A 26,499-nucleotide genomic window follows, 5' to 3' on the forward strand; every position below is an offset into this window, starting at 1 on the left:
ATGCGGCGGTCCCCGCCCTTTATTTTTGCTCCTGTAGCGGCATGATTACCGAATGGCTCGCAGGTGGCGTCGACCGCTGTACGCGGTGTTCGGCCTAGCCGCTCTGACGCTGACCGTCGCCCTCGGGACGCGGTTCGGCTGGTGGCGGGCGTTCGGTGATCCGCAGAAGGGCGCCTGGCCATGGATCGAGGCCGCCAGCTGGATCGTGGCATCTGCTTCCGGCCTCGCCGGCATCGGCGTCGGCGTCGCGTCCCTTGTGGTAGCGCTGCGTTCGACGCGGAACCAGGCCGACCGGCCAACGGCGGCACCGCAGCCACGGGCCGACAGGACCGCTGCGGTACCGCAGCCAAGGCGAGACCCTCTACTTCTGGACCGCGACAGCGAGTATGAGCGCCTCCGCGAACGGCTGACAGAAGGCCCATGGGGCGTCGTCGCCGTCACCGGTCCTCCCGGCATCGGTAAGACCAGACTGGTCGACGCTGTGCTCGACGACGTCATGCACGCCGACAGGACCGTGCAGGTGTACAAGCATGAGGCGGAGCCGTACGGCCGACTGGACGCGCTCACGCTCATCGCGGATATTGAGGGCCGGCACGGCAGGCCCGCCGTGCTCCGGCCCGGCGAGCCGCTGCTCGGCCGCCTGGAAGCGGCGCTGGAGGGGACGGAGCAGAGTCACATCATCATCGTCGTCGACTCCGCCCAGCACTTGGTCGTCCCGGGCGAGCGCAGGTTCGTCGACCTTCAGCTCGACGAGGCACTGGACGCGTTCGCCACCAACCATCGGCACCGCGTGGCGGTGGTGCTCCTCAGCCGGGACCCGCTGGAGGCCGGGGCCGGAGGCGTCTGGTCCACGGCCGATCCACCGATTGCTCTGGGCCGCCTACCGAAGCAGGACTTCACCAGCCTCCTGCGCGCCGCCCTGGGCAAGCGGGGCCAACTCGGGCCGACAGATTTGTCCTCGGCGGACCTGACCATGCTGTACCGGAAGCTGCATGGAAATCCGCGCTGCGCCCAGCTGATGCAGGCGATTGTCATGCACTCCGAGCCCGCCGTCGGCATGGCGTCCCTCCGCGCGAGCGTCGCGCAGATGGAGTCGTCGGACGTGCCGCGGCGCCTCGCCGACCTCCTGTTCCAGCATCTCCCCGACCCCCGCCGCCGCGTCATCGAGGCGCTCGCCGCCTTCGCGACACCAGTCGACGCCGCCGCTGTGGCGGCCGCGCTGGCCAACACGCCCAACCGGCGTGATGTCGAGGCCATCCTGGAGGTGCTGGCCAAGAGCGAGTTCGTCACCGCGACGCACGGCGGGCGCTACCACCTGGAGATGACTGACGTTGACGCGTTGCTGCCCCGAGACGCCGGTGAACGGCGAGCCCTGCTGCGCCGCGCCGCGGACGTGCTGGGCCGACAGCGCGTGACCGAGCCTTCCAGTATCGACGACCTTAATATCCACTTTGCTCAACTACGCGTACTGCTCAGGAGCCACCGGTATCCGGTAGCGCACGAAGTGATCGAGCTGACCGCCGACATCCTGAACCGGTGGGACTGCGGCACCCTCCTCCTCGACCAACGCGTGAAGGTCTGCGGCAAGCTCGGCGATCCCACGTTGGAGATGGCCAACGACAACGTGCTGGGCGACCTCTACGGCCGACGCGGCGACTTCGGCCGGGCCAACCAGGCCTACGGCCGTGCGCTGGACCGAGCCAACGAGATCGGCACGCCCGAGATCCGCACCAGGATCCGCGCCAACCTCGGAGCGATGTACTGGCAGAACAACGACGCGGATAACGCCTACAACTACTACGAACAGGCGCGGTCGGAAGCGGAAGCGCAGGGCGCGTTGGTGGTGTTGATGGGCACGCTCGAAGGCCTGGCCAACTGCCACCGACGCTCGGGACAGTACGATCAGGCCTTCCGCCGAGCGGAGGAGGCACTCGCCATCGCGGCGCGCCCCGACTTCGTGGACGCACCCGGCGCCGCAGACGACGGCTACGCGCGAACGGTTCGCATCGTGTTGCGGCTCGCCCGCTGGCATACCGAGATGAAGAACACCGACCGGGCCGAGAAGTACATCGAGGACGCCCAGCTAATGGCGGCATCCCGCCTGGACGATTGGCAGATGCCCGCCTGCCAGGATGCCCACGCCGACCTCCTGCTCGCCAAGGGCAGCCTCAGCAAGGCGATCGAGATGGCGACGGACGCGGTCGAGCAGGCGGTGCGGGTGCACGATCCGGTAACCATCCTGCAGGCCCGCACCACCCTCGCCATGGCGTATCTGACAAAGGACGAGATCCCGGCCGCCAGGAAGCACATCGAGAAAGCGGGCCGGTACCGGCGGGCGGGGAAGGCCCTCATCGTGCTCGCACTTCAGGCACTCACGACCCGACAGTCGCATCATCCTGCCGCCCGGCAGCTCTTCGACGACCTCGCCGAGCAGGCACGCAAGCGAATCGACCGGAACGCAAAAGACTTCGGAGCGCACCACATGCTCGGATTCGCCATCTGTGGCCAACGCCTGGACACGACCGAGTCCCTCCGCCCCGCCCGCGACGAGTTCACGGTAGCCAACGACCTGACCAAAGCGGCCGCACCGTACCTCCGTGAACGGATGCGGATGCTCGTGAACCGCCTCGACAGTTGCGCTCAGCGGCCCGGCCGGCTGCGGCCTGTACTCGACGCCCTAGCCGACACCGGGTCACGGCCGGCAGGCTAACCAACCGGCGGCGAGAGAAACCATCCAAGCTCCTGCGCCCGCAGCACGGCCTGCGTCCTCGTCCGCACGCCCATGTCCCGGTACAGCGACCGCAGCATCCGGAACATCGCACGCTCCGAGTAGCCGACCTGGCCAGCCAGCTCAGCCACCGTCGAACCAGCCGCGAGCTGGCGCAACCACGACAGCCGATCATCCGCTTTCAGGTCCAGCGAACCACCACTCGGGAGGCTCGCACTGGCCAGCGCGGTGAGCACCTCGACGGGCAGCACGGCTTGACCGCCGGCGGTGGCCTCCACCGTCCGCAAGACCTCCTCTCCTCCGCAGCTGCGGGACAGCACAGACGTCGCCCCGGCCCGTATCGCCCGGACACCGGCCATGCCTAGCGTTCCCTCACCTGCCTGCTCCTCCAGCAGCGCCATGACGCGGGCGGACCCGGCATCGTGCAGCGCGCCGAGCAGCTCCCAGCCCTGCTGGGACGACAGCGTGACCATGACGACCGCGCCCTCGCGGGAACTCGCCCACGCCAGGACATCCTCCGGTGTGTCAACTCGGTGACCGGCAGCGGACAACACCGTCGCCACGCCTCGCCGGAACATCGGAAGCGGATCGACGACCGCGACATGCAGGACCACCGGCAAGAGCTAAGCACCCACAGCCGAAGAACAGCCGGACCGCCGCGCGCAGGCAGGGTCATGCCGCGTTCCACGTCACGATCACGCCGCAGCCTGGCATGGACCGGCATCGAAACTTGCACCTAGCGTGGTCACTGGATTGCCGACCCGGAGGTTTCCATGGTCCATGACGACGACACCAGCGAGCCGGTGCATAACGTCATCCGCGACAGCGATTTCGCGCCGGTCGAGCGACCCGCCGATCTAACGAACGGCAGATACGACTTCATCAAGCACATCGTGGTCAACGAGCCGAGCTGGTGGGCACGGCGAATCCATGAGTGGATCTGTGAGGAGAGAAACAGACACGACATCACCCTCGCGATGATCCACTACGTGCTGAAGCGGGAGCGTCCCGCGATACGGTCGAATATCGCTCGCCATCCGGCCGCTCGGCGGCCAGGTACCAACATTTAAGATCCGGATCTCGGTCGATCAAGGTTTCGCGAAATTGAGTTATGCCCGTTTTGGGTAAATTCTAAGAGTTGTACGTTTCGATACAGTTCTCGGCTGCTCCAAAGCAATCGAGGTAACGCCATCCAGGCGGAGGAGGGAGGACGGTGTTGCGGTAAAGCTGCTATGGTCTCGGGTCCAGCACCGCTGCGGATCTGGCTGCTTCCTCGCAGCAGGCAACGTCGCAGAATCAGTGGCCCTTGCTCTTAAGCGACCAGTACCCGCAAGTCCACGCCGCTGCCCGTTGCCGGTTCCGCCCGATGGACGCGAAGGCCGATCATGACCTAGGCGGTCTAGCCTGGGACCCCAGCCAGCGGCTGGATGGGCGAGGTTTTATGGCCTCTTCGCTCCGACGAGAGCAGAGAGAATGCCGACTGTCAGGGCAACGCCCCCCGACACGGCAAGCCAGGCCAGCCAAGCACCGCCATCGGTAGCCCCGTAGCCACAAGCGGCTAGGGCAAGCGCTCCCAGGCCACCGATCCCCAGACAGCCAGAGGCAGACGGCTGAGGCTGCCGGGAAATGGCGGTTGACTGAAACGTCGGGCTGCGCTGCTCTGCGGCAACTGATGCATCCTGCGGTGCGGGAACCGCCCCCGCCCGCGCGTCCCGCTTCTGACGCAGATTCTGGAACATCTCGCCTTCTTGAAAGGGGTGATACTCAGAGGAGACATGCTCGACGACGGGCGGTGACGGATTGTCCGATCCCCTTCGCTGCTGCCGAGCCGCAGACGAATACCCTCTGGGCTGGGCGCCGGGTGGGCTTTTCTGGTTGGTTCCTGTCGCCGACGCCTCGCTGGTCCGGCTCTTTTGCCGCTGCCGTGGCGGCTCTGTCGGACTCGCTGCGGGATGGGAGCGCCGCTCGCCCGTGCGGCTGCCATCCCTGGCAGATTGGAAGATCAGCCGAGCAGCGCTACTGACAGGCGTGATCATTCCATCAGCCGGAGAGTAGACGAAGGCAGCCATCCCGACCTGCTCGGCGTAAGCCAACGCGGCCTGCGTGTAGCGGTTGTTCACAAAGAAGTAGAGCGTGCCCGGACGGTTCGCTCGCGCGCCCGCGAGTTCGCGGAGCGGCCGTGGACCGACTGGCTTTCCGTACCATTTGACCTGCGCGAAGGCGCCCATCGCGATGGCGTCGATGCCTCCGTCAGCACCCGGCTTCGTCGGATGGGCATCAGGATGGCCGAGCCACTTCATCCACGCCACGGCGTTCGCCTCGGCGGCGGCCCAATCTTCGACCTGTTGCGGCCGGGGCGCACCCTCCGGTCGGCCCTCCATCCCGCCCCTCTCCTATGCTGATCGCGGAACGGTAGCAGGACGCCGATGGTCGCGGCTGCCCTCCTCGGTCTACGGCCGTTTGTGGGGCCTGTATGGTGTCAAATGGGGTTCCGGTCGTTGACCTGCGGATTCGCAGGGCTGCCCATACTCGTTGATCAACGCATGGACGACCGTCCTTGCCGGCACTCGGACGGCACCCAGATCCGTCTTATCGCGACCATCCGTAACGCGTACGCGGACTTCGTCAGATCTCCCGTCAATCTTGGACAGACTCGGCTCGCCCGTGGTTGGCGTCGCGCTGGTCGACGAAGAGCAGCTGCGCCGCCAAGCGCACAACGTCGTCGTCGATATCGTCACTTGCCCACTTGTCGAGCGGCACGGCTTCGGGAAGCTCGGCATGAACGGCATCAACCGCAGCCTGGCTCTCCTTCCATCGCTGGATCTCGTCCCACGCTTCAATGTCACTGGTCGACATGGCTCTCGTACGCTGCCATACCGTCTCCTCGGATGCCACGGAGGTGCCGCCACCGGGCTTCTGACGGACGGCCCGCCTCTACCAGGCCAGGTGGAGGCCGACGACAACGGTGCCCTCAAGGTATTGGCAGGATGCGGTGGTCAGGCAGGGCGGGTGGGTTCGCCCCGAATGGCGGGCGCTTGATCACGTGTCCTCATCTAGCCGCGAGGGGCGCGGTCGCCGCTCGGCGCGTTGTTCGTCAGCTGCGGGGCCCTGAGGCAGTATTGCCGGGCTTCGCGCGCGACCGAGGTGACGGCGGACAGCGCCGCTGGCATGGTCGGCGGTCGAGGTGGGCCGACGGCCCGACGACGGTGCTGAAGACGGTCCGGTCGCTGTCTGACATCCTTCGCAGTCATGCGGATCGTGCTCCAGCGGGGCGACCTGACCGACCAGGGCGTCGATGCGATCGTCAACCCGACCAACGGCAGACTCAGAGGAGCTGGTGGTGTCGACGCGGTGGTCCACCGACGGGGTGGTCCGGCGCTGCGCGCCGACTGCCGGACGCTGCTCGCGGGCCGCTACGGCGACGGGCTGCCGGTCGGGCAGGCGGTAGCTACCACCGGCGGCAATCTCCCGGCCCGCTGGGTTATCCACACAGTCGGACCGGCGTACTCGCCCTCCGAGGATCGCACCGCGTTGCTCGTGTCCTGCTATCGGCAGAGCCTGCAGGTCGCGGACGCCCTCGGCGCGGTCACGGTGTCGTTCCCGGCGATCTCCACCGGTGCTCACCGGTGGCCGGTCGAGGATGCCGCCCAGATAGCGATCGGCGCGGTGCGAGGCAGCGCTACCGGAGTGACCGAGGTGCGGTTGTGTTGGCCAGCGAGGACGTTCATGCGGCGTTCCGCGCCGACCTTGGACCCACCGATGAGGAGATCGCGCTCGCTCTTGCCGCGCATCCTGCCGTCCGATGGCGGAAACTGTTCGCGCTGGCCGACCGGCTCACCCCGCAGGATCTGCGAGTGGAGTGGACTGGTGGCGGCGATCCCGAGTCGGGTGTGTTCCTGCTCCACCACCCGGACTACAGCCCGCTCGTCCGAGAAGTCATCACGATGTTGAGCGAACTCGATGTAGTGGTGCCGTTCAACTGGTCTGACTGGCACACCTCCACCCCGCTGTTCCCGGAGGCGACCGGGTTGGCCGAGGCGCCGGTGGCCGACGCGGCCCGGCTGGCCACGACGTACATCCGCGGCGAACGGTTCGGTGACGGCGCGACCCAGCAGGCCCTACAGAACGGCGCGCTGCTCGCAATCCTCGCCAGGCTACGCCGATGGTTCGAGACCGAACGTCCCGAAGCCTGACATGACCCGACCCCTTCCAACGTCGTTGGACGCAGCTAAGTCCACTGCGTACCTATCTGGCGATGCGGGCAGCGCGATGCTGTCCTTGTACCTGCCGAGAATGTCATCCGGGCAGCTCAGGCAGCATGTTCGTACTCGTGGAGGAGGCTGCCGAGGCAGTCACGTCGGTGGATTTCAGGCGGGCGAGACAGTTTGGGTCGGTGATCGGTTCGGGCAGTGGCGCGAGTGGCCGGACGTTGGCGATGCCCTGATGAGGGCGATGCTCGTTGTAGAAGACCTCGTATTCGCAGAGCGCGTGCCGCAAGTGCAGCTGGTTGAGAATCAGCGTCCGGCCGAGGAGTTCACGCCGGCAGGTCCGGACCCAGCGTTCCGTCACCGCGTTCATCCCGGGTACCCGGACTCCGCTGAGGACCATGTCGATACCGGCGTCGGCGAAGACGGTGTCGAACAGGACCGGGAACTTGCCGTCCCGGTCCCGGATCATGTATTTCACCTGGCAGCCGGCGTCTTCCTTGCTGGTGTTCGAGGCCAGGCGCAGGACCAGCCGGCGGATCGACCGGACGGTTCGTGGCCGCCCGGCCTGGCGGGGCCGGGAACGGCGGGCGATCAGGTCCCGGTGCCAGCGCAACACGGTATCCGGGCGCACCAGCAACCGCAGATGGTTCAGCGCGGACGGCGCCGACAGCGGGCGTCTTGCGGCTTGCTCCGTCAGGGGACCGTGCCCGGCGGCTGGGATACTGACGCGGTGCCCACCGATCCCGGACCGCAGATTAACACCAGTCTCGTGAGCCGGTACGCCGACCTGCGCAAGCAGGTCGGCGGGATGACTGAGTCGGTACGCGGGATGCGGTTCAACAGCCTGCTCGCCGACGCGTTGGTTCGCGACGGGATCGACGCCGAGGCCGATCAGCGGGGGCCGCACGGCGAAGTCGACGTCGCGTTCTGTTACGGCGGCACCTGGTGGCTGCTGGAGGCGAAGTGGTACGCCGACCCGATCACCGACGAGCCGCTACGCCACCTGAGTGATGTGCTGACCGAGCGGCTACCGGGCACCATGGGCATCCTCGCCTCGTGGTCGGGGTTCGCCGCCAGCGCGCTACGCCGCGCCGAACGATCCCGCGACGTCGTACTGCTCGACCGCACCCACGTGGAAGCGTTGATCAGCGGTACCGTGTCCGGACCCGAACTAATCGACGCTGTGAACCGGTCGCTGTCGGTGTTCGGCCACCCGAGCCTGCCGTTGGCGGCGCTTCTGCGCCCACGACGCCCGGACCCGGCACCGCTATGGTCGGGTGCCCCCGATGGCTTCACCCCGGCTGCCGTCGCAGCACCCGGCGCGGTAGATCCCACCGTGACCGCCTACGGCGCCACGATCGCCGGCATCACCGCCGACCACGGCCGACTGCTCATCACCGTGGACGACGGCATCATGAACCTCGCCGTCGGTCGCCGCGCCCAGCCTCGCCGGCGTCTAGAACTCACCGACTGCGTCGGCAGCCCGTTAGCCACGACCGATGGTGACCTCTTCGTGGTCCGCAACGGCGGGGTGCTGCGCCACCGGCAGGACGCCTTGGAAGTGGCCGCAGGCGGCTTCACCCGCCCGCCGATCATCGTCCCCGGCCCGCACGGCACGCCGTGGCTGCTGGACCGCGACACGGTCGGCTGGCCCGGCACCGAGCACGCCAGCCTGGTGCAGATCGGTGACCACCTCGGCGACCAGCAGCGATGGCCCGCAGGGCTCCCGGCGGGCGTCTATCAGGCAGCGTGCTGGCTGCACGAACGCACATTCTTCGTGCTCGGCGACGGGCACAGCGCGATCACCGACGTCGACACCGGCGAGCACCGGTGGATCGAGACCCCGGTCGGCCGGCCACACGGCCTCATCCGTCTCGACGAGCGCCACGTCCTGATCGTCGGTGCCGATCGCCACGTCCTCATCACGGTCCTCGACACCGCCACCGGGCAGGCGACCGAACCCACGCCGATCAACCTGACCGGCCCGGTGCGCGGAGCGGCGCGAATCCGCGATGCCCTGATCATCCTGGCCGGCGCACCTGTCGACCACGCCACCGTCGTGCCGGTAGTCGCTCGACTTGACCTGCCCAGCCTGGTTTAGTTCCCACCCGACAACCGGCGCTGATGACTGCACGGTCACGCCCTCGCGAGCGGGCCGCCGCCTGTCCGACGAGGCGGGCTGGGTACGCGCGAGCGGGATCACCGCCCTGCCCGGTACCGTAGTTCGGGCCCTGCTTTTCCCTTGTCCTGTGGACAGACCAGGCGGACCCGCAGGGCAGAGATTTCGTGGTCCTGCTTCTGTATCAGCTGGCCGCGGAGGCGATGAGGTCACGCGCCCCGGCCCGCAGCAGGGCGTCGGCGACTCGGCGTCCCAGGTCGTCGGCGTCCGAGTGGGGTCCTCGCATGATCGCGGTGACCTGCTTGGCGCCGTCGGGGCTGTAGACGGCACCGTGCAGTCGTACCGCGTTCGACTCGACCTGGGCGAGCCCGCCGATCGGGCTGTGGCAGTGACCGGTGAGCGCGCGGAGCATGGCGCGTTCGGCGGTGGCCGCCAGCGCGGTGGCCGGGTCGGTCAGCTGGGCGACGAGGCGGGTGGTCGCGGTGTCGCTGGTGCGGGTGGTGACCACGATCGTGCCGGCGCCGACGGCGGGCAGCATGTCCTCGACCGGCAGCACCTGGGTGATCCGGGCAGTCTGGCCGATGCGGCGCAGCCCGGCGACGGCGAGGATCATCGCGTCGCACTCGCCTAGGTCGAGCTTGCGCAGTCTGGTGTTCGTGTTACCGCGAACGGCGGTCACCCGTAGGTGTGGCCAGCGGGCGGTAAGTTGGGCGCGGCGGCGCGGCGAGCTGGTCGCCACGGTCGCGTCGGCGGGCAGGTCGTCGAGCGTGCCGCCGTGGCGGGACACCACCGCGTCGTGCACATCCTCGCGCGGCAGGTAGGCGGCGATCGTCAACCCCTCGGGCAGGGCGACGTCGCCGGGGTCGGGTAGCCGGAGCGCATTGCTGCGCCCCGGCCCCCTCAGAACCGTGCTTGCCACTCGTCGCGGCACACGGCTCAAGCGAGCCACGGAGGGCTGCTCAGCCGAGCTTTGCTGCCCTCCCACGTTCGCGGGCCAGGTGGCCGCGATGGCAGGAGGTGTGCACGAGGTGGGTTCGAACGTCACCTGCTGGGCTCCGCCCGCCCCGATAGACGAGGTAGTCTCGCGCGATTGCCTTGCGGGCAACCGCCAGCCACCATCGTTCCCATTCCGCGGGTCCCTGTGGCGGCTGCTCCGGGGTTAGTAGGTGCTCGCCGCACAGTGCGCAGCGTCCGTCCTGGCGGTCGAGCGCGCGGAGCGTGTAGTCGTCGAGCGGCGGTTTGACGCGCCGTCGTCGCTTCTTCCAGTAGTCGGCAAGGGTCGGGTCGTCGGGTGACGCTCCGCCCTTGACCATGGTGTGGCGTTCAATCGGCGTCCAGGAGAACTTCAACAGGTAGGCCCCGGTGTCGTGGTTGCCGAACACCCAGCGGTCGTTGCGGAACTTGTTGAACCTGCCGTAGTGCCGGTCCACGATCCATCGGGTGGGCCTGTTGCGGTGGCTGCGGCGCGCCCAGCTGTAGGTGAGGTGCCACATGTAGTTGTCCAAGGCATTGAAAGTCTTGGACGACACCACCGTCCGGTAGTATGCCGACCATCCCCGGATGATGGGGTTGAGCCTGGCCATGACGGCTGCCGAATTTGAGCCGCGCAGCGTGCGCATTTCCTCGGCGAGCCGTCCCCGGAGTCTCTTGATCGCTTTCTTGCTCGGTTTGATCAGCAGCTTGTCGCCCGTGTAGCGGCGGACATTCATGCCCAGAAAATCGAACCCCTCGGAGGCGTGGACGATGGTCGTCTTCTCCTCGTTGAAGCTGAGCCCACGGGGCGTGAGCCACGTGGCGAGCCGCGCCTTGACCTCTTGTGCCTCCTGCAACGATTGGCAGCAGACCACCAGATCGTCGGCGTACCTGATCAATACCGGGCTGTCGCCCTTGGCCGCTCCGGCCCGCGTTCTTGCTGTGCTGTAGCGGACCCCAGCGACCTCCTCCAGCCCGTGAAGTGCGATGTTCAGCAGCAGCGGCGAGATGACGCCGCCCTGCGGGGTTCCCTCCACCGTCGGGGCGAACCCCTTGCCCGGCTCGAACACGCCTGCCTTCAGCCAGTGCCCGATCATGTCCCGCGCGGGGAACGATCCGATCATCGACATCAGGTGATGGTGGTCGATCAGGTCGAACGCCGCAGCCAAGTCCGAGTCGAGGATCCACAGCCGCGTCGAGTTCTTCCGGCACAGCGTCTGGAAGATGGACTCGATCGCGTCATGGCAGCCCCGGCCCGGCCTGAACCCGTAGGATCGCGGTTCGAAACGTGCTTCCCACTCGGGCTCCAGCGCGTTGCGCACCCGGGCCTGATGGCAGCGATCCGCCATCACCGGGATGCCCAGCGGCCGTAGCTTGGTCTTGTCACGTGCCTTCGGGATGTGCACCCGCTTGACCGCCAAGGGCTTCCATGAGCCGATCGTGGCATGCACCTGCACCGCCAACTCGGCCCTGGACTCGGGAGTCACGGCGATTTTCCCGTCGATCCCGGCAGTCTTGCGTCCAGCGTTGCGCTGCGCGACCTGGCGCACACTGACCAGAGTGTTCGCCCTGCTGCGCAGCATCAGCTTCTGCAGGCTCCTGACCTTCGGCCAGTCCTGCTGCTGAGTCGCCTTGAAGATTCTGCTGCGTAGCTGCTGTACCTGCTGCTCCTGGGTCGGCCAGTGGACCGTCCGCCAGCCCGGGCCGTCGATCGTCAGCGGTGGGTCCTTCGGTCCGTTCACCTTCTCGGTGTCCAACTTGTCCTCGGGTTCCAGCGGCTTCGTCGCGTCGTCGTCAAAGGCTCACCTGCCCACGTCAGCCCTCTTTCGAGGTCAAGCCCTTGGCTCGTATCCGGCCAGTTATACGAAGCGGCCGGGGTAGGTCCGTGTGCTCCGCTTTCCCGCTGCCTTTCGGCCGCCGGCATTAGCTTCTTGGGCATCCTGTGCCCGCCAGGGAACTGAGCCTCCCTCACGGTCGGCCTACCACGCCGTGAGTCACAGCGTGGACCCTGTCGGGGTTTCCATGTTCCGCACGCATGAGATGCGACCGGGTTTGGGCACCCTCTCAGCCCCGGGGACGACGGTGTCCCAGCGAGGGCCACATCGAGCCTCGCCGTCTGCCGCCTTTCAGCGACCGGTCCCTGTTCTCCCTGGTGTTGTTGGTTCCGCCCCAGGGAGTCTAAATCACGAGGTGTCATCAAGGGTTCACTTGCGTTTGCCCGTCCGGCCTTCCCCTCACCTGTAGCTCCCAGACGGAGTGGGCGCCCTTGGGCTTTCCCCCGAGCTTCGCACCTCGCAGTTACCCGCGACGCACGTCGGGGAGGGGACGGATCTGTGAGGGGCCTCGCGTTTTCCGGACAGTGGTTCGGCCGGTTCTTTCACGCCGCGATTTGAAGGTTCTCGAACTCTGCGTGGACTTCCCGGGGAGGTCGGTAGCCCACCGCTGAATGCAGACGCTGACGATTGTACCAGAATTCGATGTAGGCAGTAACGTCCCGACGTGCCGCCTCACGCGTGGGATACTTCACACGCGACACGCGTTCGTTCTTCAGTGCACCGAAGAACGATTCCGCCATCGCATTGTCGAAACAAATTCCGGTCCGGCCAGCAGATCGCCGCAACCTCAGATCCCGAAGCGTTCTGCCGTAGTCGTCCGACATGTAGTTGCTGCCCCGGTCCGAATGAAAGATGGCGTTCTTCCTGAGTTCGCGATTCCGGGCGGCGTTACGGATGGCGCGGGAGATCAACGGCGTCTGGTAGTGGTCGTCCATCGCGTACCCGATGACTTCCTTCGTGCAGCAGTCGATGACGGTCGCCAGATACAGCCACCCCTCGCCGGTCGGGATGTACGTGATGTCGCCGACGAGCTTCTCCCCAGGCGCGTCGGCGGTGAACTCCCGGCCGACGAGGTCAGGCACCGTGCCGGACGACGACTGGGTGAGTCCCCACCGCCTCGGGCGGGGCTGGCACGGCACGAGCCCGAGCTCGCGCATCAGCTGGCGGACGAGTTCCGGCCCGGCGGACACGCCCTGGCGCCGCAGTTGCGCGTGGACACGTCGATGCCCGTAGGTGCCGTCAGACGCGGCGAACACCTCCTCGATGGCCGATCGAAGGTGGGCGCGGCGGGTGGCGGTCGCGGAGTCGGGGCGGGTTCGCCATTCGTAGTATCCGGACCTGGACACGCCGAGTTGTTCGCACATGAAGTCGACGGGGTAGGCGTACTTCGCGGTGTCGAGTCGCATCGTCTCGATGAACTCGTACAAGCTCGTTACCGAGGGTCCTTCGCGAAGTACGCCGCGGCTTTTTTCAGGAAGCTGTTCTCCATTTCGAGTTCCCGGTTGCGGCGTTCGAGTTCCTTCAGTCGAGCGCGCTCGTCGATGCCGATCTGTGGGCTGTTCTGGGCGCCGCTGTTTTCCCGCCGGTACTGGCGGACCCAGGAACGCAGCGTCTCCGGATGAACGTCGATCTCCCGGGCAACCTGCGACACTGGCTTGTTCGACTGTAGAACGAGTTGCACTGCTTCTTCACGGAACTCTGGGGTGTATGAGCTTATGCGTGCCATCGCGCTTCTTCCCTCGACTTTCCTAACAGGGTAACCTTATTGGCTCCCTGTCCGGAATCCTCGGGGCACCTCACCATCCCACCCGCCGCCTGTCCATGCATGGCGACGACGTCGTCCTGATCCTGGACGACACCACCACCGAGGTGAACCCGGACGCACTCGCGGCGGCGCTGCACTCCCCGCGGCGGGAGGCCTGGTCGCCGGTCACCATCACGATGCAGGAAGGCCCTTCTTTCGAGTCACTGCACCTGTGGCTGGCCAGCCAACCCCGGCCCTTCGGCACCCTCGTCGTAGACCGCGAACGCGCCGCCGGCCTGGTCGACCCGCAGGACCGGTTCTTCTGCCCGACCCTGCTCACCGCCGACAGCTTCGCCTACCTCGCGATGCGCAAGCTCGACGACACCACCTGGCAGTTCGGCGTCCACGGCTTCGGACCCGACGCCGACACCCTCACCGCCGACATGCTCGACCTCATCACGGTCTGGGAACACGACCACCGGCACCACCCCGGTCCGACGATCACCGTGCACCCCACCGGCACACACCCGCCTACACCCGATGGACCCCAGCTGCTCGTGACCCGCCGCCACGCCACGACCGCCGTCACCTGGCCCGCCCCAGGCAACCCGCGATGACCGCCGACCCGCCGCGCATCGAACGGTTCTCCCCGCAGTTCCCGACACTCGTCATCGTGCGCGGAAACTCGGCAAGCGGAAAGACGACCGCGGCCAGAGAAGCCCGACACCGATACGGGCGCGGCTGCGCCCTGCTGGAACAGGACTACCTACGCAGGACCCTGCTACGGGAGCACGACAGCACCCACATCCAGCCGGTCGCCCCAGCGTTCATCACCGCGACCGCCCGCACCGCCCTCGACCTGGGCTACCACGTCATCCTCGAAGGCATCCTGCACACCGAACGCTACGCCACTGTCCTGCTCCAACTCATCGACAGTCATCCCGGACCGGTCGCCGTGTTCTACCTGGACGTCTCCTTCGACGAAACCGTCCGCCGCCACCTCAACCGGGCCGAGCCCATCCCCGTGACCCCTGACGAGATGCGCGACTGGTACGCCCATCGCGACCTGCTCGGCGTCCCCGGCGAAACGGTCATCGGCGAAACCAGCACCTTCGAACAGACGGTCACCACCATCCTGCACGCCAGCGGCCTCACCAGGGCGTCATCGCAGACGCCATGCCCCGGGCGTTGCCGGCGCTGCGCCCGCGAATCCGACCAGGCCGCTGCCACCACCGCAGCAGGCGGGTGACCCATCGTGCGGACGGGCGGTGCGTGAGCCAACGATGAAGCCGAGGTTGTCGTCGTCGAGTTCGCGCAGGTTGATCGAGCCTCGACGTGGATGCTAACCGGTTCACAGTGGCCCACGACCCGCCTGCCCTGTCCGCCCCCGGGGCGCCCTGGCCTTGTCTCAGGCCAACATCCTCAGTGTCTGCCAGCGACTCACCGCGACCAACCTACCGCCACCACTGCCCTACCCGTAGCACAATGTGACTCAGCGGAACGAGAGAAAACCGCTACGATTGTTGGGGCGAACCAGGGTGAACGACGAGCTGCGGCATGAGCTGCTAGCCCTTGCGGATGAGGACCAGCATGTCCGGAAGGCCGCAGGTGAGCGGGCAGGGCCCGGTGAGGAGATCCCCGACGACCTCGCCCGGGAGTGGGCGCGGGTCGATGGACGTAACACCGCCCGGCTGGCTGAGGTCGTCGGCGAGCACGGGTGGCCCACCCGCAGTCTCGTCGGCGACGACGGTGCCAACGCCGCCTGGCTGCTGGCCCAACACGCCGACCGCAACCTGGACCGGCAGAAGCGCTTCCTCGACCTCATGCGCGCCGCCGTAGCCGCGAACGAGGCCAGCGCCGTCGACTTGGCCTACCTGACTGACCGGGTAGCCACGCATGCCGGCCAGCCGCAGATCTACGGCACCCAACTGCGCCCCGGCCCAGACGGCCGGCTGACTGCTTACCCGATCGCCGACTCAGACATGGTTGACCAGCGGCGAGCCGCGCTCGGCCTTGACCCATTGGTCGACTACATCGCGGCTAGCCAGCAAAGGTAGGCAGGGCGCCAGGTGGGCACGCGACCCCCGCAGACGCGACGGCCGAGCCGGGCCGACGACGGAATGCCAGCACCACCAACGCATCCAGCAGACCTACCGCTCGTCCTGCCTACGGCCGCGGTAGGAGTCGAACCTTGTGGGACGGGGCGAAGGACGGTACGGGTGGGTCTTGATGAGGTCGCCGCCGGGCTGCAGACCGTGCTCGAACAGATCGCTCGGCAACGCGCCGGTCTGGCCGCCGCCGTGTCCTCGGTCAACGCCGCATCGAATCGGCTACGAGCCGTCACCGCCGGCAGCGGTCACATCCTCGTGCGACAGACTCTCGCGGCGGCGGCCGCCTCCACCACGCGACTACGTGAGGCAGACCGCCAACTTGCCGAAGCAACGATGGCGATCATCGAGTACGGAAAGGCCATCGGCGTCGTCCTCACCCCGCCCCGGGACAGTGCACCGCCGGCGGCGGCAGCATCAACGCGCCCTGAAGCAACGGGTAGCCGGCGTGAGGTCAGCCCGCCAGCGCGGGCGGCGGCTGAGACTGCGTCCGGCCAATCAACACCGACGGGTGACGCCGCGCCGGCTCCATACGTGCCGGGGTTCCTGGAATCCTTGCCCGTGCGCCGGTCGGCGGACGCCCCGACCGACGGGGTCATCACCACGACGGACGGCGAGAGGATCAGTGATGTGCACAGCGGCAAGGGCGGGCCAGGTAAGGGCGGCCCCGGCCTCCGTCCGCCGTTCACGCACTACGTGTCCGCCCTCGACCATGCCGAAGGCCACGCGGCAGCGCTGATGCGCACCCATGGCCTCACGGCGGCCACCTTGTACCTGAACAACACGCCATGCGTGGAACCGATGGGCTGTGACCGGGTCCTACCGTATGTGCTGCCGGAAGACGCGACACTCACCGTCTACGGCCCGAACCGGTATGTCACCGTGTACCGGGGCAACGGAAAGGGGTTGGCATGAGCAGTGAACCGGTCACGGTCTCCTACGATCGCACCGAGCCGATGGCCATCGACCGGCTCGACGACCTCGACGCGCTACTCGACCGGATAGCCGCCACCCCCGAGTACCAGCGGTTCCCCGTCATGGTGTCACTGGAGACGAACGACAGAGAACACGTCCTGGAAGTCTGTCTCGGCCGGCACGACCTCAGCGTCCTGGTCTGGCATCACACGTTCGTCGAGATCGCCACCAGCAAAGGCACCCTCGACCAGCCCGCCGATCTCGCCTACAACTTCGGCGGCTCCCGCACCGACGCCTACAACAATTCGGCCATTCCCGTGACCACCGCGCGGCAGGCCGTACGGGAGTTCTTCACCACCAACGGCCAGCGGCCCACCTGCCTCGGCTGGCAGACACCCAGCTACGACGAGCAGGACGAGCCGGCCAAGGGCTGACGCTCCTCGCAACTGACAGGATCACCGAGGCGAACTGCCTCCTGCACGGTGCCGGACATCGCGTGCCCGGAGAACGGCAGCAGGTGGTGGGCGCACACCGAGGTGAACGGGATGTCACGCGACAGGCACCTGTCCACCGCCCTGCGTCTCGCCACAGCATTCGGTGACAGACAGTTCAGCGCCGAACATCGTCGCTCTACTCGACTCCCCCAAGTCCTCGACCTTGGGGAACGCCGCCTCGTCATCCAGCTTCTCCGGGATCGATGGGTCCACGGTGCCCACCGCCAACGTCGAGCTACCCGACCGACGCCATCTCGACCATCGCATCCTCCGCACCGCAGCCCTTCGCGCCGCCTACTCGGCCTCATGGCGAATCGACCGAATCGGCGCCCGTACGACTGGCGAACGGAAGGATTTCGCCGCGCACAGGCGGAGACGCCCTGGCGACGGCCCTTCAGGGCTCAACCGGGGCTTACGGCGGCTTTCAGCACTGGTACCGGGCATCAGTCCTGCGGGAGTTTCTGTAGATCCGTGGTCATTCGGGTGGCCACGCCAGCGTCCATTTCCGCTCCGAACCCAAACGACCACGCGCCGCTGCGTAGGTTCTCAACGGTTCATGTCAGGGCGCGTCGCGCGTGGACGACGCTCTCGCCGCTCCAGAGGACGGCGACACCGTGGGGTGCCGGGTGGTGCTTCTCCAATGCCTCACCGACGAGGGTCAGCCCGTTGCTCGCATCGTCGAGGACTCCGATCGCATCCCACCTGTCGCTGTCCCCGCGCATCAGCTGCTCGTGGTTCCGGCTGACGCAGCGGACCGCTTGGGCGAGTGACGCCACGAGCCGACCAGTGGCTTCGAGGCCGATCACTGCGGGTGAAGCCTCTGCAACCTCTCGTTTCCGCGCCTCGTCTGCTCGCGCGAGGTCCTCTACCATAGCGGCGACATCAATGGTATCGAGGTAGGTGCGTACGACCGTCTCCTCACGCACGCCGAGACCACTCGCCATGATCTGAACCATGCCGGCCACAGCGTCCTCCGCAGCGGCCGGTGCCAGGGTGAGTCCCTGCGCCCGGCATTCATCTCGAAGTCGTTCGACCATCTGCCGGAACTGCGCACGCTTACGCACCTGCTCCACCCTTCTGAGTGTCCACCGGCGCACGCGATCCCGAGTCGAGGAAACGATCGCCGGTGGCAGTCTGTGGTTTGTCGGCCGTCCCGCCGCCCCTCGCATCAGGACGATCGTCGACACCCCGCACGGGGGGCCGTAGCTCGGGGTGTCGACCAGGATAATGCTCGACGGGGTCCGACGGGGACCCACCGGCAGGACTCGAGAGGACCGGCCCATGCCGAAAAAGCGCACGCCTCGCCAGCGCCTCGCCGCCCAGCAGCGAGCACGTCTACAACGACGTGAACTGGCCAGGCAGGAGGAGTTCCGGGAGCAACACACCCGAAAGGTCCTGGAGCGCCAGGGAGACCCCCGGTTCGTCCAGCGCACACGGCACCCGGACGGCACCGCCACCCTCACCTGGGACAGCGAATCCGGCCTGGGCCAGGAGATGCGCGAAGGGTTCCAGGCCCAGCGCGAGGCGTTCCGCGCGAAGTTCGGCCGAGACCCGGGACCCGAAGATCCGGTGTTCTTCGACCCGGACGCGGACGAGCCCACCCCGATGGGCAAGCGCCACTGGGACGAGGACCCGACCGCGATGATCGCCGCCGCCGAGGAAACCGGGGTCGATCCGGCGTTCATCCACGCCTGGCGGGAGATCGGCTACATCGTCACCAGCGAAAGCGAGCACCTGTTCAGCGCGACCGAGGTACAGGCCTACCACGACGCCGTCGCCCGACACCGAGACGACGACGATGACGAGGAGATCGACTTCGCAGACAGCGTCGAGTTCTCCGCCGAGGGCCTCCGTGAACTCGTCAACGAGACGATCACCATTGCGTCGGACGAGCCCGCCTGGCGGATCCCGGAGGCGCTCGAAGCCGCCGACGACCCGGAGGCCGCCGGCCTGGCCGCCAGCACCATGATCGCGGTGCTGATGATGTGGCTGACCGGGGCGAAAGAGAACGCGAACGGCGACATAGCGGGTCCGGCGATGGAGTGGATCCGGGAGCATCTGGGAGGCGAGGCTGCCGACTATGCCTTCCAACTCGCCGGCCTCCTGGGCAGTCCTCTCGCCCCGAACACCACAGTCGAGGAAGCTTTCAAGCGTTTGGGCGACGCGTTCCTGCCCACGTTGGTGTGGCTCGCCGCGGGCATGGTCGCGACACAGGCGAACGGCGACGTGGAATGGCTCAGCCAGTTCGACCCCGAGCCGAACGCGGATTGAAGCGACACCGTGTGGAGGACCGGCTGATGGTCAACAGCCCATACGACAGCGGGGCCGACCCCGACGATCGTGAAGATCAGGCCAAGGCGGTTGCGGCGGTCGAATCGGTTCTGGGTGGCGCGCAGGTCGAGATCCGAACCGCCGGGGAACTGGCGGCGCTGATGGCGAGGCTGCCGGCGGAGACTCCGATCAGCGTGGCCACCCACGCCCGCGTCGATCGCGACCCGGCGCTCGACGCGGTGGAGGACCGAACCGCCGCCGTGGCGACAGCCATTCCCGTCCTCGTGCCCCAGAACAGCGGCCCCACGGCGCACGCCCGAGAGCACCAAGGTGGGCCGTGGGCCGCAGCCGGCGTCGAACTCGGCGCGGTCATCGTCGCCGAGGACGCGCAGGTGCCAGACCGAACCAGAGCCTTCTGCCCGTACTGGCAGGCCGTGGAAGCCAAGCATGACGACGACGCAGTAGGCCTGTTCGACGCGCACAACGAACTGCTCACCTTCGTCGCCGAAACGTTGGAAGGCGACGTCCAGGCCATCCTGCACGAGCGGGTCCCCGACGACGACCTGCGCCAGCAGATGCGGATTGAGGGACAGCGGCTCCGCCACACCATCGACCGCCTGACCGCGCTCGGCAACAGGGTCAACACCTACCTGCGCGGCGAACGGAGGGAAGCGCGCTGAGCCGACGAAACGGAAAGGCAGCAAACAGCGATGAGGCCCAAGCCAGGCTCGGCACCGTATCCATCCTCGCGGTCACCGCATGGCATGCTGCTCGTCGAGTACGGGTGGCGTACCCGCTCGTCCGGCCGTGCCGTTCGGCCTGGGGTCAGGTGTTCTCGATCGGGACATGCCCGCGAACGTGTACGCCTCATCGCGAACCCGTGCCGGTCGCGTACCCCGCAGTAGACCGGGCGCAAACACGACGGGTCAGCAAGGGCACTGCACTCTTCCGCATTGCGCCCATCTGACACTCATGCAATATATGTCCCCATTTTAGGCGGGAGTTCCGGCCAGCATGTCCGCAGCACCGACCACGCTCAGCGCGCCGACCACGGGGGACGGCATGTATCTCGCCGGCCTGCGGCTCACGAACTTTCGCTCGTGTCGCGACGTGGAGATCAAGCTCCAGCCCGGCCTGACGCTACTTGTCGGCGACAACAACTCCGGCAAGTCCAACGTCATCGACGCGATGCGGCTGCTCACCACGCCGCTGAGCGGGCGACGGGTCCGCTACCTGGAGACCGACGACGTCTCCACCGGCGCGGACGGACCCATCGAGATCGTGAGCGAGTTCGATGGCCTGACGCGGTTCCAGCAAGGCCAGTACATCGGCGCGCTCGATATCGCGACGAACAAGGCGTACTACATGACCCGGTTCCGGCCGGACGTGGACGTACCCCGCCGGTCCAAGGTGGAAAACCTAGTCGGCCGGGCCGCCGGGTCCGACGCCGAACCCGAGAAGCGGGACCAGATCAGGCACGTCTACCTGGCGCCGCTGCGCGACGCCAAGCGTGAGCTGGACTCCGCCACCGGCAACCGCATGGCGCTCATCATCAAGTACCTGACGAGCGAGGCGTCCCGCACGGACTTCCTCGACCAGGCGATCGACGGACTGCGCAAGCTCGAGGAACACGACGTCATCACCGGCACCCAGAAGCGGCTGCAGGAGCACGTCAGCGACCTCACCGATCCGGTCCGGGGACAGGTCATCGGTCTGAGCTTCCGCGATGTCCGGCTGCAGCGGCTCGCCCGTGGCCTTCGCCTGAAGATGGCCGAGCACGGCGTCGACCTCGCCGACATCGAGGACTCGGGCCTCGGCTACGCCAACCTTCTCTACATGGCGTCGGTCATCATCGAGCTACGCAACGCCCAGGACGCCGAGCTCACTCTCTTCCTCGTGGAGGAGCCGGAGGCCCACCTCCACCCGCAACTGCAGGCCGTGCTCCTGGACTACCTCCAAGAGCAGTCCGTCAAGTCGCTGCGCGACGACACCGACGGCCCGGCGGGTCGCATCCAGGTGGTCGCCACGACCCACTCGCCGAACCTGGCCAGCGCGGTGGGCATCCGCAGTATCGTGGTCCTGCGTACCCAGGAGACCCAGACCACCGAAGAGTCCCCGGTAACTGAGGCTGAGGGAGCGCCGACCGGCGTCCAGCGCGGCACCGCCGCGATCGCCCTGTGCGACATCGACCTGACCAACGAGGAATGCCGCAAGATCGACCAGTATCTCGACGTCAGCCGCGCCGAGTTACTGTTCACCCGGCGCGCGGTCCTTGTGGAGGGTGTCTCCGAGGCCGTCATCCTGCCGCCGCTCGCACGCCACTGCGTCTTCGACAGGGCGGCGGCCGACTACGGGGCGAAGTGCCGCGAATTCCGGGCTGTGTCGATCATCAGCATCGGCAGCGTCGACTTCGGCCCCTACCTTAGGCTCCTCCTACAGCAGGTCAACGGCGTTCGGCTCGTCGACCGGCTGGTGGTCATCACCGACGGCGATCCCGACATCGTTGACGAGGTCGACCAAGACGACGGTCTCGAAGATGAGCCCGAGGCCGACGAGCCCGCGTCGGAGGACGAACCGGCCGCCACACTCAGCCGCAAGGACCGCCTGGAAGAGATCGCCACCCAGCTGGGCGCCGGCTCGGTCCTCGCCGTGTTCGCCGCCGAGTTCACACTCGAGGCCGACCTGATGAACCCGTTCACGGTCAACGGCCCGCTGCTGGAGACCGCGTTCAAGCGCCAAAAGCCCAGGTCAGGTAAGTTCTGGAACACGCTCGCGATGAGCACGAACCCGGCGGAGGTCTTCTACCGCAAACTGCGCACCACCAAGCGGTACATCGGCAAGGGCGAGTTCGCCCACGATGTCGCCGAGCTGATCCAGAGCGGCGGCACGCTCAAGTGCCCCGCCTACCTCGCACAGGCCATCCAGTCGGCGATGCGGTAGGCGGGCATGGACGAGATCGACTTCTCGCCGGCGCAGCGCGCCCTCATCGACAAGCCGGGCAGCGTCTTCGTCCCGGCTTGCCCGGGCGCTGGTAAGACTCAGAGCATCGTCGAGCGCTTCACCCAGCGCCCCGGCGTTCCCGCCCGGCAGGGCGTCGCCCTGTTGTCGTTCACCAACGCGGCGATCAACGAGGCGCGTCAGCGGTGCGCCCAGCGGCCAGACCTCCTCACGGCCCCGAACTACGTCGGCACCATCGACGGCTTCATCAACCGGTTCATCGTCACGCCCCTGTACAAGGCGTTGACGGGCACGGTCCCCACGTTCAAGGACTCGTGGCACACCGTCCAGGGCACCACGTTCAGGGTGGCTGGGGTGCCGCTGGAGTTCCAGCTCGGCTGGTTCGCCTTCGACCACGACGGCGGCAACGCCCGGCTGGTCAGCCACCAGGTCCCGTACGCCCAGCGCAGCATCGTCACCAACCTCTCGGACTGGCAGCGGAATACGGCCAACACCAATGCCTCACGCCTGGCTCGCCGGTTCCTCGCGAATGGGGTGATGGACTGCGCGGCGACGCGGGTGCTGATGGAGCACTACCTCACCGACCCGACCAACCGGGCCCGGTTGGGCCAGCTGATGAGCGCCCGGTTCGGGTCGGTCATCGTCGACGAGGTACAGGACTGCGACAGCAGCGACATCTTCCTCATCAACTTCCTGCTGGACTCCGGCATCGAGACCGTCATGGTGGGCGACCTCGACCAGTCCATCTACGGCTTCCGCGGCTCCACCATCGAGGCGGTCCAGAACCTCGTCGGCCGAGTCCCCGAAGGAACCCGGTTCGACGGCAACTACCGAAGCTCCCCGGCGATCTGCGCCGTCGTCAACAGCTTGCGCGCCGATACAGGCAGCGACATCCCGCTCGGGAAATGGAAGGACGACCAGTACCCCGTCGTGGTCCTGCCCGTGAGCGGGTTCGACCACGCTCGCTCGAAGATCATCGAGGTCGCCGGGTCGATGGGCTTCAACCGCGAGGAGATCAAGGTGCTCGCCTACGGTGAGAAGGACGCCCGCGAGTGCGCCGGCGCCTCACCGCCGGGCGACAAAAGCGGTGGCAAACTCGTCCAGCTCGCCCAGGCCGCAGCGACCCTTCAAGATCTGCGCGCCAGCGCCCGGGCCCGGACCGAGGCCATGCAGACGATCGAAGGCATCCTCCGCGGGCTCGGCCACGACGACGACCGTGTGCTCGCCGACGCCGAGTTCCTCGGCTCCGTCGGACTCACCCCACGCACGTTTCGGGACGGTTGCCTGCGGCTCGCCAGCAGGACCTCACCCTTCGACGGCCCACCCAGCGACTTCCGCGCCGAGTTGCGCAACGGCATCAAGGCGTTGGGGTGGGACGGCTGGATCAACACCGGAGGCCTCCGCTCCCCGAACGGCGACACCTGGCCCGTCCTCATGATTGACGAACCCGATGCGCTCGACTGGTCGACGGTCCACGGCTTCAAGGGCCTCCAAGCAACGGTCACCGCAGTCGCGATCCCGCCGCTGCCGAGACGCGCCACCTCCGCCGACGGGGTCGGGCTCTGGAGCAAGGGCGATCCCGGCGAAAGCCGGCGGGTGCTGTACGTCGGCGCATCCCGCGCCCAGCGCCTGCTCATCCTGGTTACAGCCGACCCGCAGGTGCCCGCCGTAACGTCCTGCCTTCAACGGGACGCGGTGCCGTTCATGGTCGTCCAGAACACCCGAGACACCGGGGGCACGAATGCCTGACACCCCAGCCTCAGCGCTGCAGTTCCATGGCCTCGACCGCAGGCAGATCGCAGGCCGCCCCGTGCCGCATCCCGTGCTGCCGAACCGCGACGCACCGGTTCTTCGCACACCATACGAAGGCCTCCACACCGCGCCGTCGGGCAAGCCTGGGCTTGAACCGCCTGGACGTCGAACTGACAGGCAGTGGCTACCCCCCGAATTGCCCCCGCCGACGATCACGACCCGCTGGCCCCGGAACTGCTCGGGCGAGGTGTGTGCCGACCGGCGAACTCAGCACGGCCTGGGATGTCGGGCACGTACGGGCACTCCCACGTGCCGGTCGCGGAAATGACGTACCGAGCCAGCCACCTCCCGGCGTCAGTTTTCCACCGCCAGGCGGTCCCCCGCTGCTCGCACCTGGTGTACCCGGACCGGCCGGCGCACTGGGAGTTCGTATCGCTGCTCGTAGGCCCACAGGTAGTCCACGACGTGACCGGCGGTCGGGAAGTCCTCGCCCTCCTAGCTCGGCATTCCCCATCCCGGTAGCGGGCTGTACTCCGCCGGGGAGAACAGCCGCAACGAGTCCCAGGCGTGCCGCCACGCGCCGCCCGGCTGCGACGAGGATGACGTAATCCACGCCGGCCCGACGCAGGTAGTAACCCGCTGCCAGGCCAGCCTGCCCACCCCTGCTACCACCACATCACATGATCCGGTCAAACCCGACACACCTCCATCGATCCGCCAATCATCATGGCAACACGGCCGCTACCGACGCGGCCGGCTCCCGCCAGCGAACTCAGCGTGATTCAGCCCTCGTTTCACCAGTCTGAAGGTGGTGTTGCTGCAACTATGCAAGGCGTGGGAACTGCGGAAACTACAACGCCTGCCATCTCGCCCCTTGCCGGCGAGCCGATCAAGCGGGCCGATGCTGAGCGGCTCGCGGGAGTGCTGAAGGCATTCGCCGACCCGGCCCGGCTGCGTCTGCTCAGCCTGATCCAGTCGGCCCCGGAGGGCGAGGCGTCCGTGAGTGACCTCACCACGCCGCTCGGGCTATCTCAACCGACGGTGAGTCACCACCTTCGCATCCTCACCGAGGCCGGCCTGCTCGAGCGTGAGAAGCGCGGCGTCTGGGCGTACTACCGCCTGGTGCCGTCCGCGATCGCCGCGATCGCCGAGTTGTTGACGCCGCCCCGCAAGCGGGCGACGAAGAAAACCCGCTGAGCTGGCAGCGTCGAAGACCTGCGCCGGGTCAGCTGACCCGGCACCTACCCGGCGCGTCGCAATCGAACGCACGGACGTCGCGATCGGAAGCAGAAAGGTAACCTTGACAGCCTGCCACGAGCAGTCGACACCTGCTCCGCGCGTCTCACCCGGATCGTAGGGTGGCCTCATGCCGGGTGGCCTCGGCTGTGCGCGACACGTGTTTCCAGTCCGCCCACGTGTTGGTACTTCCCGAAGCCCGAGTTGGCCCAATCAGCGTAGGCAAGCCGAGCGGTGGGCGATTGAGCCTGCGTCGGCGCCAGTGGCGCTGTTGCATTGGCTGATCGGTGGACACGCCGAGCCGCCTCAGCCAGGCAGTGATCAAATCCCTCGCGCCAGCTCCGTGACCGCGACCGTCACCCGCAAAGCGCGCGGGACGTCAGTGGCGAGTTCGTAGTGTCCGCGTCGGAGGTTCTGCACGAAAGCATGGCCGGCGATGATCGTCTGCGCGGTGCGGTCGGTGCGTAGCCCGCGCATCGGTCTGAGCCGGTGCTTGAGTTGACTGTGGTCGGCCTCGATCGGATTGTTGGCTTGCCGTTCGACGTGGTGCCACGCCGACGGGACCAGGTCATCGAGCACCCTCGGATAGACCGGGTTCACGTCGGTGACCGCCTCGGTGGGCATGACCTTCTGCGTGGTCAGCGCCCGGTGAAAGAACCGCCGGGCCGCAGCGGCGTCCCGACGTGCCGATACGAGCACGTCGATGACCTGCCCGTACTGGTCGACGGCGCGGTAGACGTATCGCCAGATGCCGTTGACCTTGACGTAGGTCTCGTCGACGTGCCAACGGTCACCAGGTGAGTGACGAGCGAACCGGGCGGCGTCCGCGAGTAGCGGGGTGAACCGCTGCACCCACCGGTAGACGATGACGTGATGGCCTCGACACCGCGTTCGAGCGGCAGCTCCTCCACATCCCGGTACGAGAGGTTGAACCGCAGGTACCAGCGGATCGCCAGGACGATCACTTCGGGCGGGAACCGGAAGCCGACGGCTTCGGGGACCAGGACCGAACACGAGACAACGACATCACCGGCCGAGCAGACCACACCGGCAGGCCGAAGTCGATCATGCTCTCGCCCAACGCAACAGACCCTCTTCCTTCCTCCTGTTGTGATCGGCGGGTACCCGGGGCCGGGCACCCGCCCATTCACGCCTACCC

General features: G+C 67.3%; 24 protein-coding genes and 2 pseudogenes. 15 read left to right on the top strand and 11 right to left on the bottom strand.

All coding sequences use genetic code 11. The annotated features are described in order from the left end of the window. The first annotated feature begins 85 nt into the window (after window positions 1–85). Entirely contained in the window at window positions 86–2,710 is a 2,625-nt protein-coding gene (locus tag EDC02_RS11140; protein WP_158632142.1) for a tetratricopeptide repeat protein, read from the top strand. Here the strand turns inward: EDC02_RS11140 and EDC02_RS11145 are convergent. Continuing rightward, window positions 2,707–3,201, bottom strand: coding sequence for a response regulator transcription factor (locus EDC02_RS11145; RefSeq protein WP_199757581.1), 495 nt, complete (start codon window positions 3,199–3,201; stop codon window positions 2,707–2,709). The two genes, EDC02_RS11140 and EDC02_RS11145, sit on opposite strands and share 4 nt — an antisense overlap. Window positions 3,202–3,501: 300 nt before the next feature. Between EDC02_RS11145 and EDC02_RS11150 the strand changes: the two genes are divergently transcribed. After that, complete coding sequence (locus tag EDC02_RS11150) at window positions 3,502–3,798, top strand: hypothetical protein (protein WP_123601888.1); 297 nt, start codon at window positions 3,502–3,504, stop codon at window positions 3,796–3,798. Window positions 3,799–4,167: 369 nt separating this feature from the next. Here the strand turns inward: EDC02_RS11150 and EDC02_RS11155 are convergent, their stop codons facing one another. Both EDC02_RS11155 and EDC02_RS11160 read right to left on the bottom strand, forming a co-directional pair. Further along, the gene (locus EDC02_RS11155; protein WP_123601889.1) at window positions 4,168–5,109 is read right to left on the bottom strand and encodes a restriction endonuclease; all 942 of its coding nucleotides are present in this window, start codon (window positions 5,107–5,109) and stop codon (window positions 4,168–4,170) included. A gap of 256 nt (window positions 5,110–5,365) precedes the next feature. Continuing rightward, entirely contained in the window at window positions 5,366–5,584 is a 219-nt protein-coding gene (locus tag EDC02_RS11160) for a hypothetical protein (RefSeq protein ID WP_123601890.1), read from the bottom strand. Between the two features lie 393 nt (window positions 5,585–5,977). Between EDC02_RS11160 and EDC02_RS41540 the strand changes: the two are divergent. Together EDC02_RS41540 and EDC02_RS41545 are read left to right on the top strand one after the other, a co-directional pair. Further along, a pseudogene (locus EDC02_RS41540) lies at window positions 5,978–6,379 on the top strand (macro domain-containing protein); the annotation flags it as partial. A 53-nt stretch (window positions 6,380–6,432) separates the two neighbouring features. Further along, window positions 6,433–6,921, top strand: coding sequence for a DUF6508 domain-containing protein (locus EDC02_RS41545; RefSeq protein WP_233605861.1), 489 nt, complete (start codon window positions 6,433–6,435; stop codon window positions 6,919–6,921). A 103-nt stretch (window positions 6,922–7,024) separates the two neighbouring features. Here the strand turns inward: EDC02_RS41545 and EDC02_RS11175 are convergent, their stop codons facing one another. Further along, complete coding sequence (locus tag EDC02_RS11175) at window positions 7,025–7,567, bottom strand: integrase core domain-containing protein (protein WP_233606380.1); 543 nt, start codon at window positions 7,565–7,567, stop codon at window positions 7,025–7,027. Between the two features lie 138 nt (window positions 7,568–7,705). On the opposite strand from EDC02_RS11175, the gene EDC02_RS11180 reads away from it, so the two are divergent. Further along, window positions 7,706–9,037 (top strand): restriction endonuclease, encoded by a 1,332-nt coding sequence (locus EDC02_RS11180; protein WP_158632143.1) that lies wholly within the window; start codon window positions 7,706–7,708, stop codon window positions 9,035–9,037. 202 nt (window positions 9,038–9,239) lie between these two features. Here EDC02_RS11180 and hemC read toward each other — a convergent pair whose 3' ends face one another. From hemC to EDC02_RS42770, 4 genes are all read right to left on the bottom strand, one after another. After that, entirely contained in the window at window positions 9,240–9,974 is a 735-nt protein-coding gene (hemC, locus tag EDC02_RS11185; protein ID WP_158632144.1) for a hydroxymethylbilane synthase, read from the bottom strand. A gap of 40 nt (window positions 9,975–10,014) precedes the next feature. Beyond that, window positions 10,015–11,784, bottom strand: coding sequence for a group II intron reverse transcriptase/maturase (gene ltrA, locus EDC02_RS11190; protein ID WP_233605862.1), 1,770 nt, complete (start codon window positions 11,782–11,784; stop codon window positions 10,015–10,017). 620 nt (window positions 11,785–12,404) lie between these two features. After that, the gene (locus EDC02_RS11195) at window positions 12,405–13,289 is read right to left on the bottom strand and encodes an IS3 family transposase (protein ID WP_199757918.1); all 885 of its coding nucleotides are present in this window, start codon (window positions 13,287–13,289) and stop codon (window positions 12,405–12,407) included. 5 nt (window positions 13,290–13,294) lie between these two features. Beyond that, entirely contained in the window at window positions 13,295–13,588 is a 294-nt protein-coding gene (locus EDC02_RS42770) for a transposase (protein WP_370461403.1), read from the bottom strand. 95 nt (window positions 13,589–13,683) lie between these two features. Here EDC02_RS42770 and EDC02_RS11200 point away from each other — a divergent pair, with 95 nt between their 5' ends. The 5 genes from EDC02_RS11200 (at window position 13,684) to EDC02_RS11220 (ending at window position 17,063) form a co-directional block, all read left to right on the top strand. Then, window positions 13,684–14,223: a hypothetical protein gene (locus EDC02_RS11200; RefSeq protein ID WP_199757583.1), complete on the top strand. Its 540-nt coding sequence runs from the start codon at window positions 13,684–13,686 to the stop codon at window positions 14,221–14,223. Continuing rightward, window positions 14,220–14,855 carry an AAA family ATPase gene (locus EDC02_RS11205; protein ID WP_123601895.1) on the top strand — a complete coding sequence of 212 codons (636 nt, stop codon included), beginning with the start codon at window positions 14,220–14,222 and terminating at the stop codon, window positions 14,853–14,855. The genes EDC02_RS11200 and EDC02_RS11205 overlap by 4 nt, the downstream gene beginning before the upstream one ends. A gap of 289 nt (window positions 14,856–15,144) precedes the next feature. Next, window positions 15,145–15,663 carry a DUF6624 domain-containing protein gene (locus EDC02_RS11210; RefSeq protein ID WP_199757584.1) on the top strand — a complete coding sequence of 173 codons (519 nt, stop codon included), beginning with the start codon at window positions 15,145–15,147 and terminating at the stop codon, window positions 15,661–15,663. Between the two features lie 162 nt (window positions 15,664–15,825). Continuing rightward, the gene (locus tag EDC02_RS11215; RefSeq protein ID WP_158632145.1) at window positions 15,826–16,629 is read left to right on the top strand and encodes a DddA-like double-stranded DNA deaminase toxin; all 804 of its coding nucleotides are present in this window, start codon (window positions 15,826–15,828) and stop codon (window positions 16,627–16,629) included. Further along, complete coding sequence (locus EDC02_RS11220) at window positions 16,626–17,063, top strand: Imm1 family immunity protein (protein WP_123601898.1); 438 nt, start codon at window positions 16,626–16,628, stop codon at window positions 17,061–17,063. The genes EDC02_RS11215 and EDC02_RS11220 overlap by 4 nt, the downstream gene beginning before the upstream one ends. 114 nt (window positions 17,064–17,177) lie before the next feature. On the opposite strand, the gene EDC02_RS40805 is transcribed toward EDC02_RS11220, so the two are convergent. Further along, a complete protein-coding gene (locus EDC02_RS40805; RefSeq protein ID WP_199757920.1) occupies window positions 17,178–17,336 on the bottom strand; it encodes a hypothetical protein in 159 nt (52 codons plus the stop codon). A 341-nt stretch (window positions 17,337–17,677) separates the two neighbouring features. After that, the gene (locus EDC02_RS11230; RefSeq protein ID WP_233605863.1) at window positions 17,678–18,196 is read right to left on the bottom strand and encodes a hypothetical protein; all 519 of its coding nucleotides are present in this window, start codon (window positions 18,194–18,196) and stop codon (window positions 17,678–17,680) included. Window positions 18,197–18,404: 208 nt separating this feature from the next. Here EDC02_RS11230 and EDC02_RS11235 point away from each other — a divergent pair, with 208 nt between their 5' ends. The 5 genes from EDC02_RS11235 to EDC02_RS11260 all read left to right on the top strand — a co-directional run bounded on the left by EDC02_RS11235 (window position 18,405) and on the right by EDC02_RS11260 (window position 25,301). Beyond that, window positions 18,405–19,394 carry a hypothetical protein gene (locus EDC02_RS11235; RefSeq protein WP_123601900.1) on the top strand — a complete coding sequence of 330 codons (990 nt, stop codon included), beginning with the start codon at window positions 18,405–18,407 and terminating at the stop codon, window positions 19,392–19,394. 11 nt (window positions 19,395–19,405) lie between these two features. After that, entirely contained in the window at window positions 19,406–20,074 is a 669-nt protein-coding gene (locus EDC02_RS11240; RefSeq protein WP_123601901.1) for a hypothetical protein, read from the top strand. A 334-nt stretch (window positions 20,075–20,408) separates the two neighbouring features. After that, window positions 20,409–22,334: an ATP-dependent endonuclease gene (locus EDC02_RS11245; protein WP_199757585.1), complete on the top strand. Its 1,926-nt coding sequence runs from the start codon at window positions 20,409–20,411 to the stop codon at window positions 22,332–22,334. A 6-nt stretch (window positions 22,335–22,340) separates the two neighbouring features. Continuing rightward, window positions 22,341–24,101 (top strand): UvrD-helicase domain-containing protein, encoded by a 1,761-nt coding sequence (locus tag EDC02_RS11250; protein ID WP_123601903.1) that lies wholly within the window; start codon window positions 22,341–22,343, stop codon window positions 24,099–24,101. An 828-nt stretch (window positions 24,102–24,929) separates the two neighbouring features. Continuing rightward, window positions 24,930–25,301, top strand: a complete 372-nt coding sequence (locus EDC02_RS11260; protein ID WP_123601904.1) for a helix-turn-helix transcriptional regulator — start codon at window positions 24,930–24,932, stop codon at window positions 25,299–25,301. A 360-nt stretch (window positions 25,302–25,661) separates the two neighbouring features. Here the strand turns inward: EDC02_RS11260 and EDC02_RS11265 are convergent. Continuing rightward, window positions 25,662–26,344: pseudogene (locus tag EDC02_RS11265) on the bottom strand (IS6 family transposase). Window positions 26,345–26,499 lie beyond the last annotated feature (155 nt).

The sequence above is a fragment of the Micromonospora sp. Llam0 genome (assembly GCF_003751085.1).
In the GTDB taxonomy this organism is placed as follows: domain Bacteria; phylum Actinomycetota; class Actinomycetes; order Mycobacteriales; family Micromonosporaceae; genus Micromonospora_E.

Bases quoted from the DNA above. Each gene is read 5' to 3' on its own strand.
- EDC02_RS11145 (WP_199757581.1), bottom strand. From the start codon at position 3,201: ATGGTCACGCTGTCGTCCCAGCAGGGCTGGGAGCTGCTCGGCGCGCTG.
- EDC02_RS11150 (WP_123601888.1), top strand. From the start codon at position 3,502: ATGGTCCATGACGACGACACCAGCGAGCCGGTGCATAACGTCATCCGC.
- EDC02_RS11155 (WP_123601889.1), bottom strand. From the start codon at position 5,109: ATGGAGGGCCGACCGGAGGGTGCGCCCCGGCCGCAACAGGTCGAAGAT.
- EDC02_RS11160 (WP_123601890.1), bottom strand. From the start codon at position 5,584: ATGTCGACCAGTGACATTGAAGCGTGGGACGAGATCCAGCGATGGAAG.
- EDC02_RS42770 (WP_370461403.1), bottom strand. From the start codon at position 13,588: ATGGCACGCATAAGCTCATACACCCCAGAGTTCCGTGAAGAAGCAGTG.
- EDC02_RS11200 (WP_199757583.1), top strand. From the start codon at position 13,684: ATGCATGGCGACGACGTCGTCCTGATCCTGGACGACACCACCACCGAG.
- EDC02_RS11205 (WP_123601895.1), top strand. From the start codon at position 14,220: ATGACCGCCGACCCGCCGCGCATCGAACGGTTCTCCCCGCAGTTCCCG.
- EDC02_RS11220 (WP_123601898.1), top strand. From the start codon at position 16,626: ATGAGCAGTGAACCGGTCACGGTCTCCTACGATCGCACCGAGCCGATG.
- EDC02_RS11235 (WP_123601900.1), top strand. From the start codon at position 18,405: ATGCCGAAAAAGCGCACGCCTCGCCAGCGCCTCGCCGCCCAGCAGCGA.
- EDC02_RS11245 (WP_199757585.1), top strand. From the start codon at position 20,409: ATGTCCGCAGCACCGACCACGCTCAGCGCGCCGACCACGGGGGACGGC.
- EDC02_RS11250 (WP_123601903.1), top strand. From the start codon at position 22,341: ATGGACGAGATCGACTTCTCGCCGGCGCAGCGCGCCCTCATCGACAAG.
- EDC02_RS11260 (WP_123601904.1), top strand. From the start codon at position 24,930: ATGCAAGGCGTGGGAACTGCGGAAACTACAACGCCTGCCATCTCGCCC.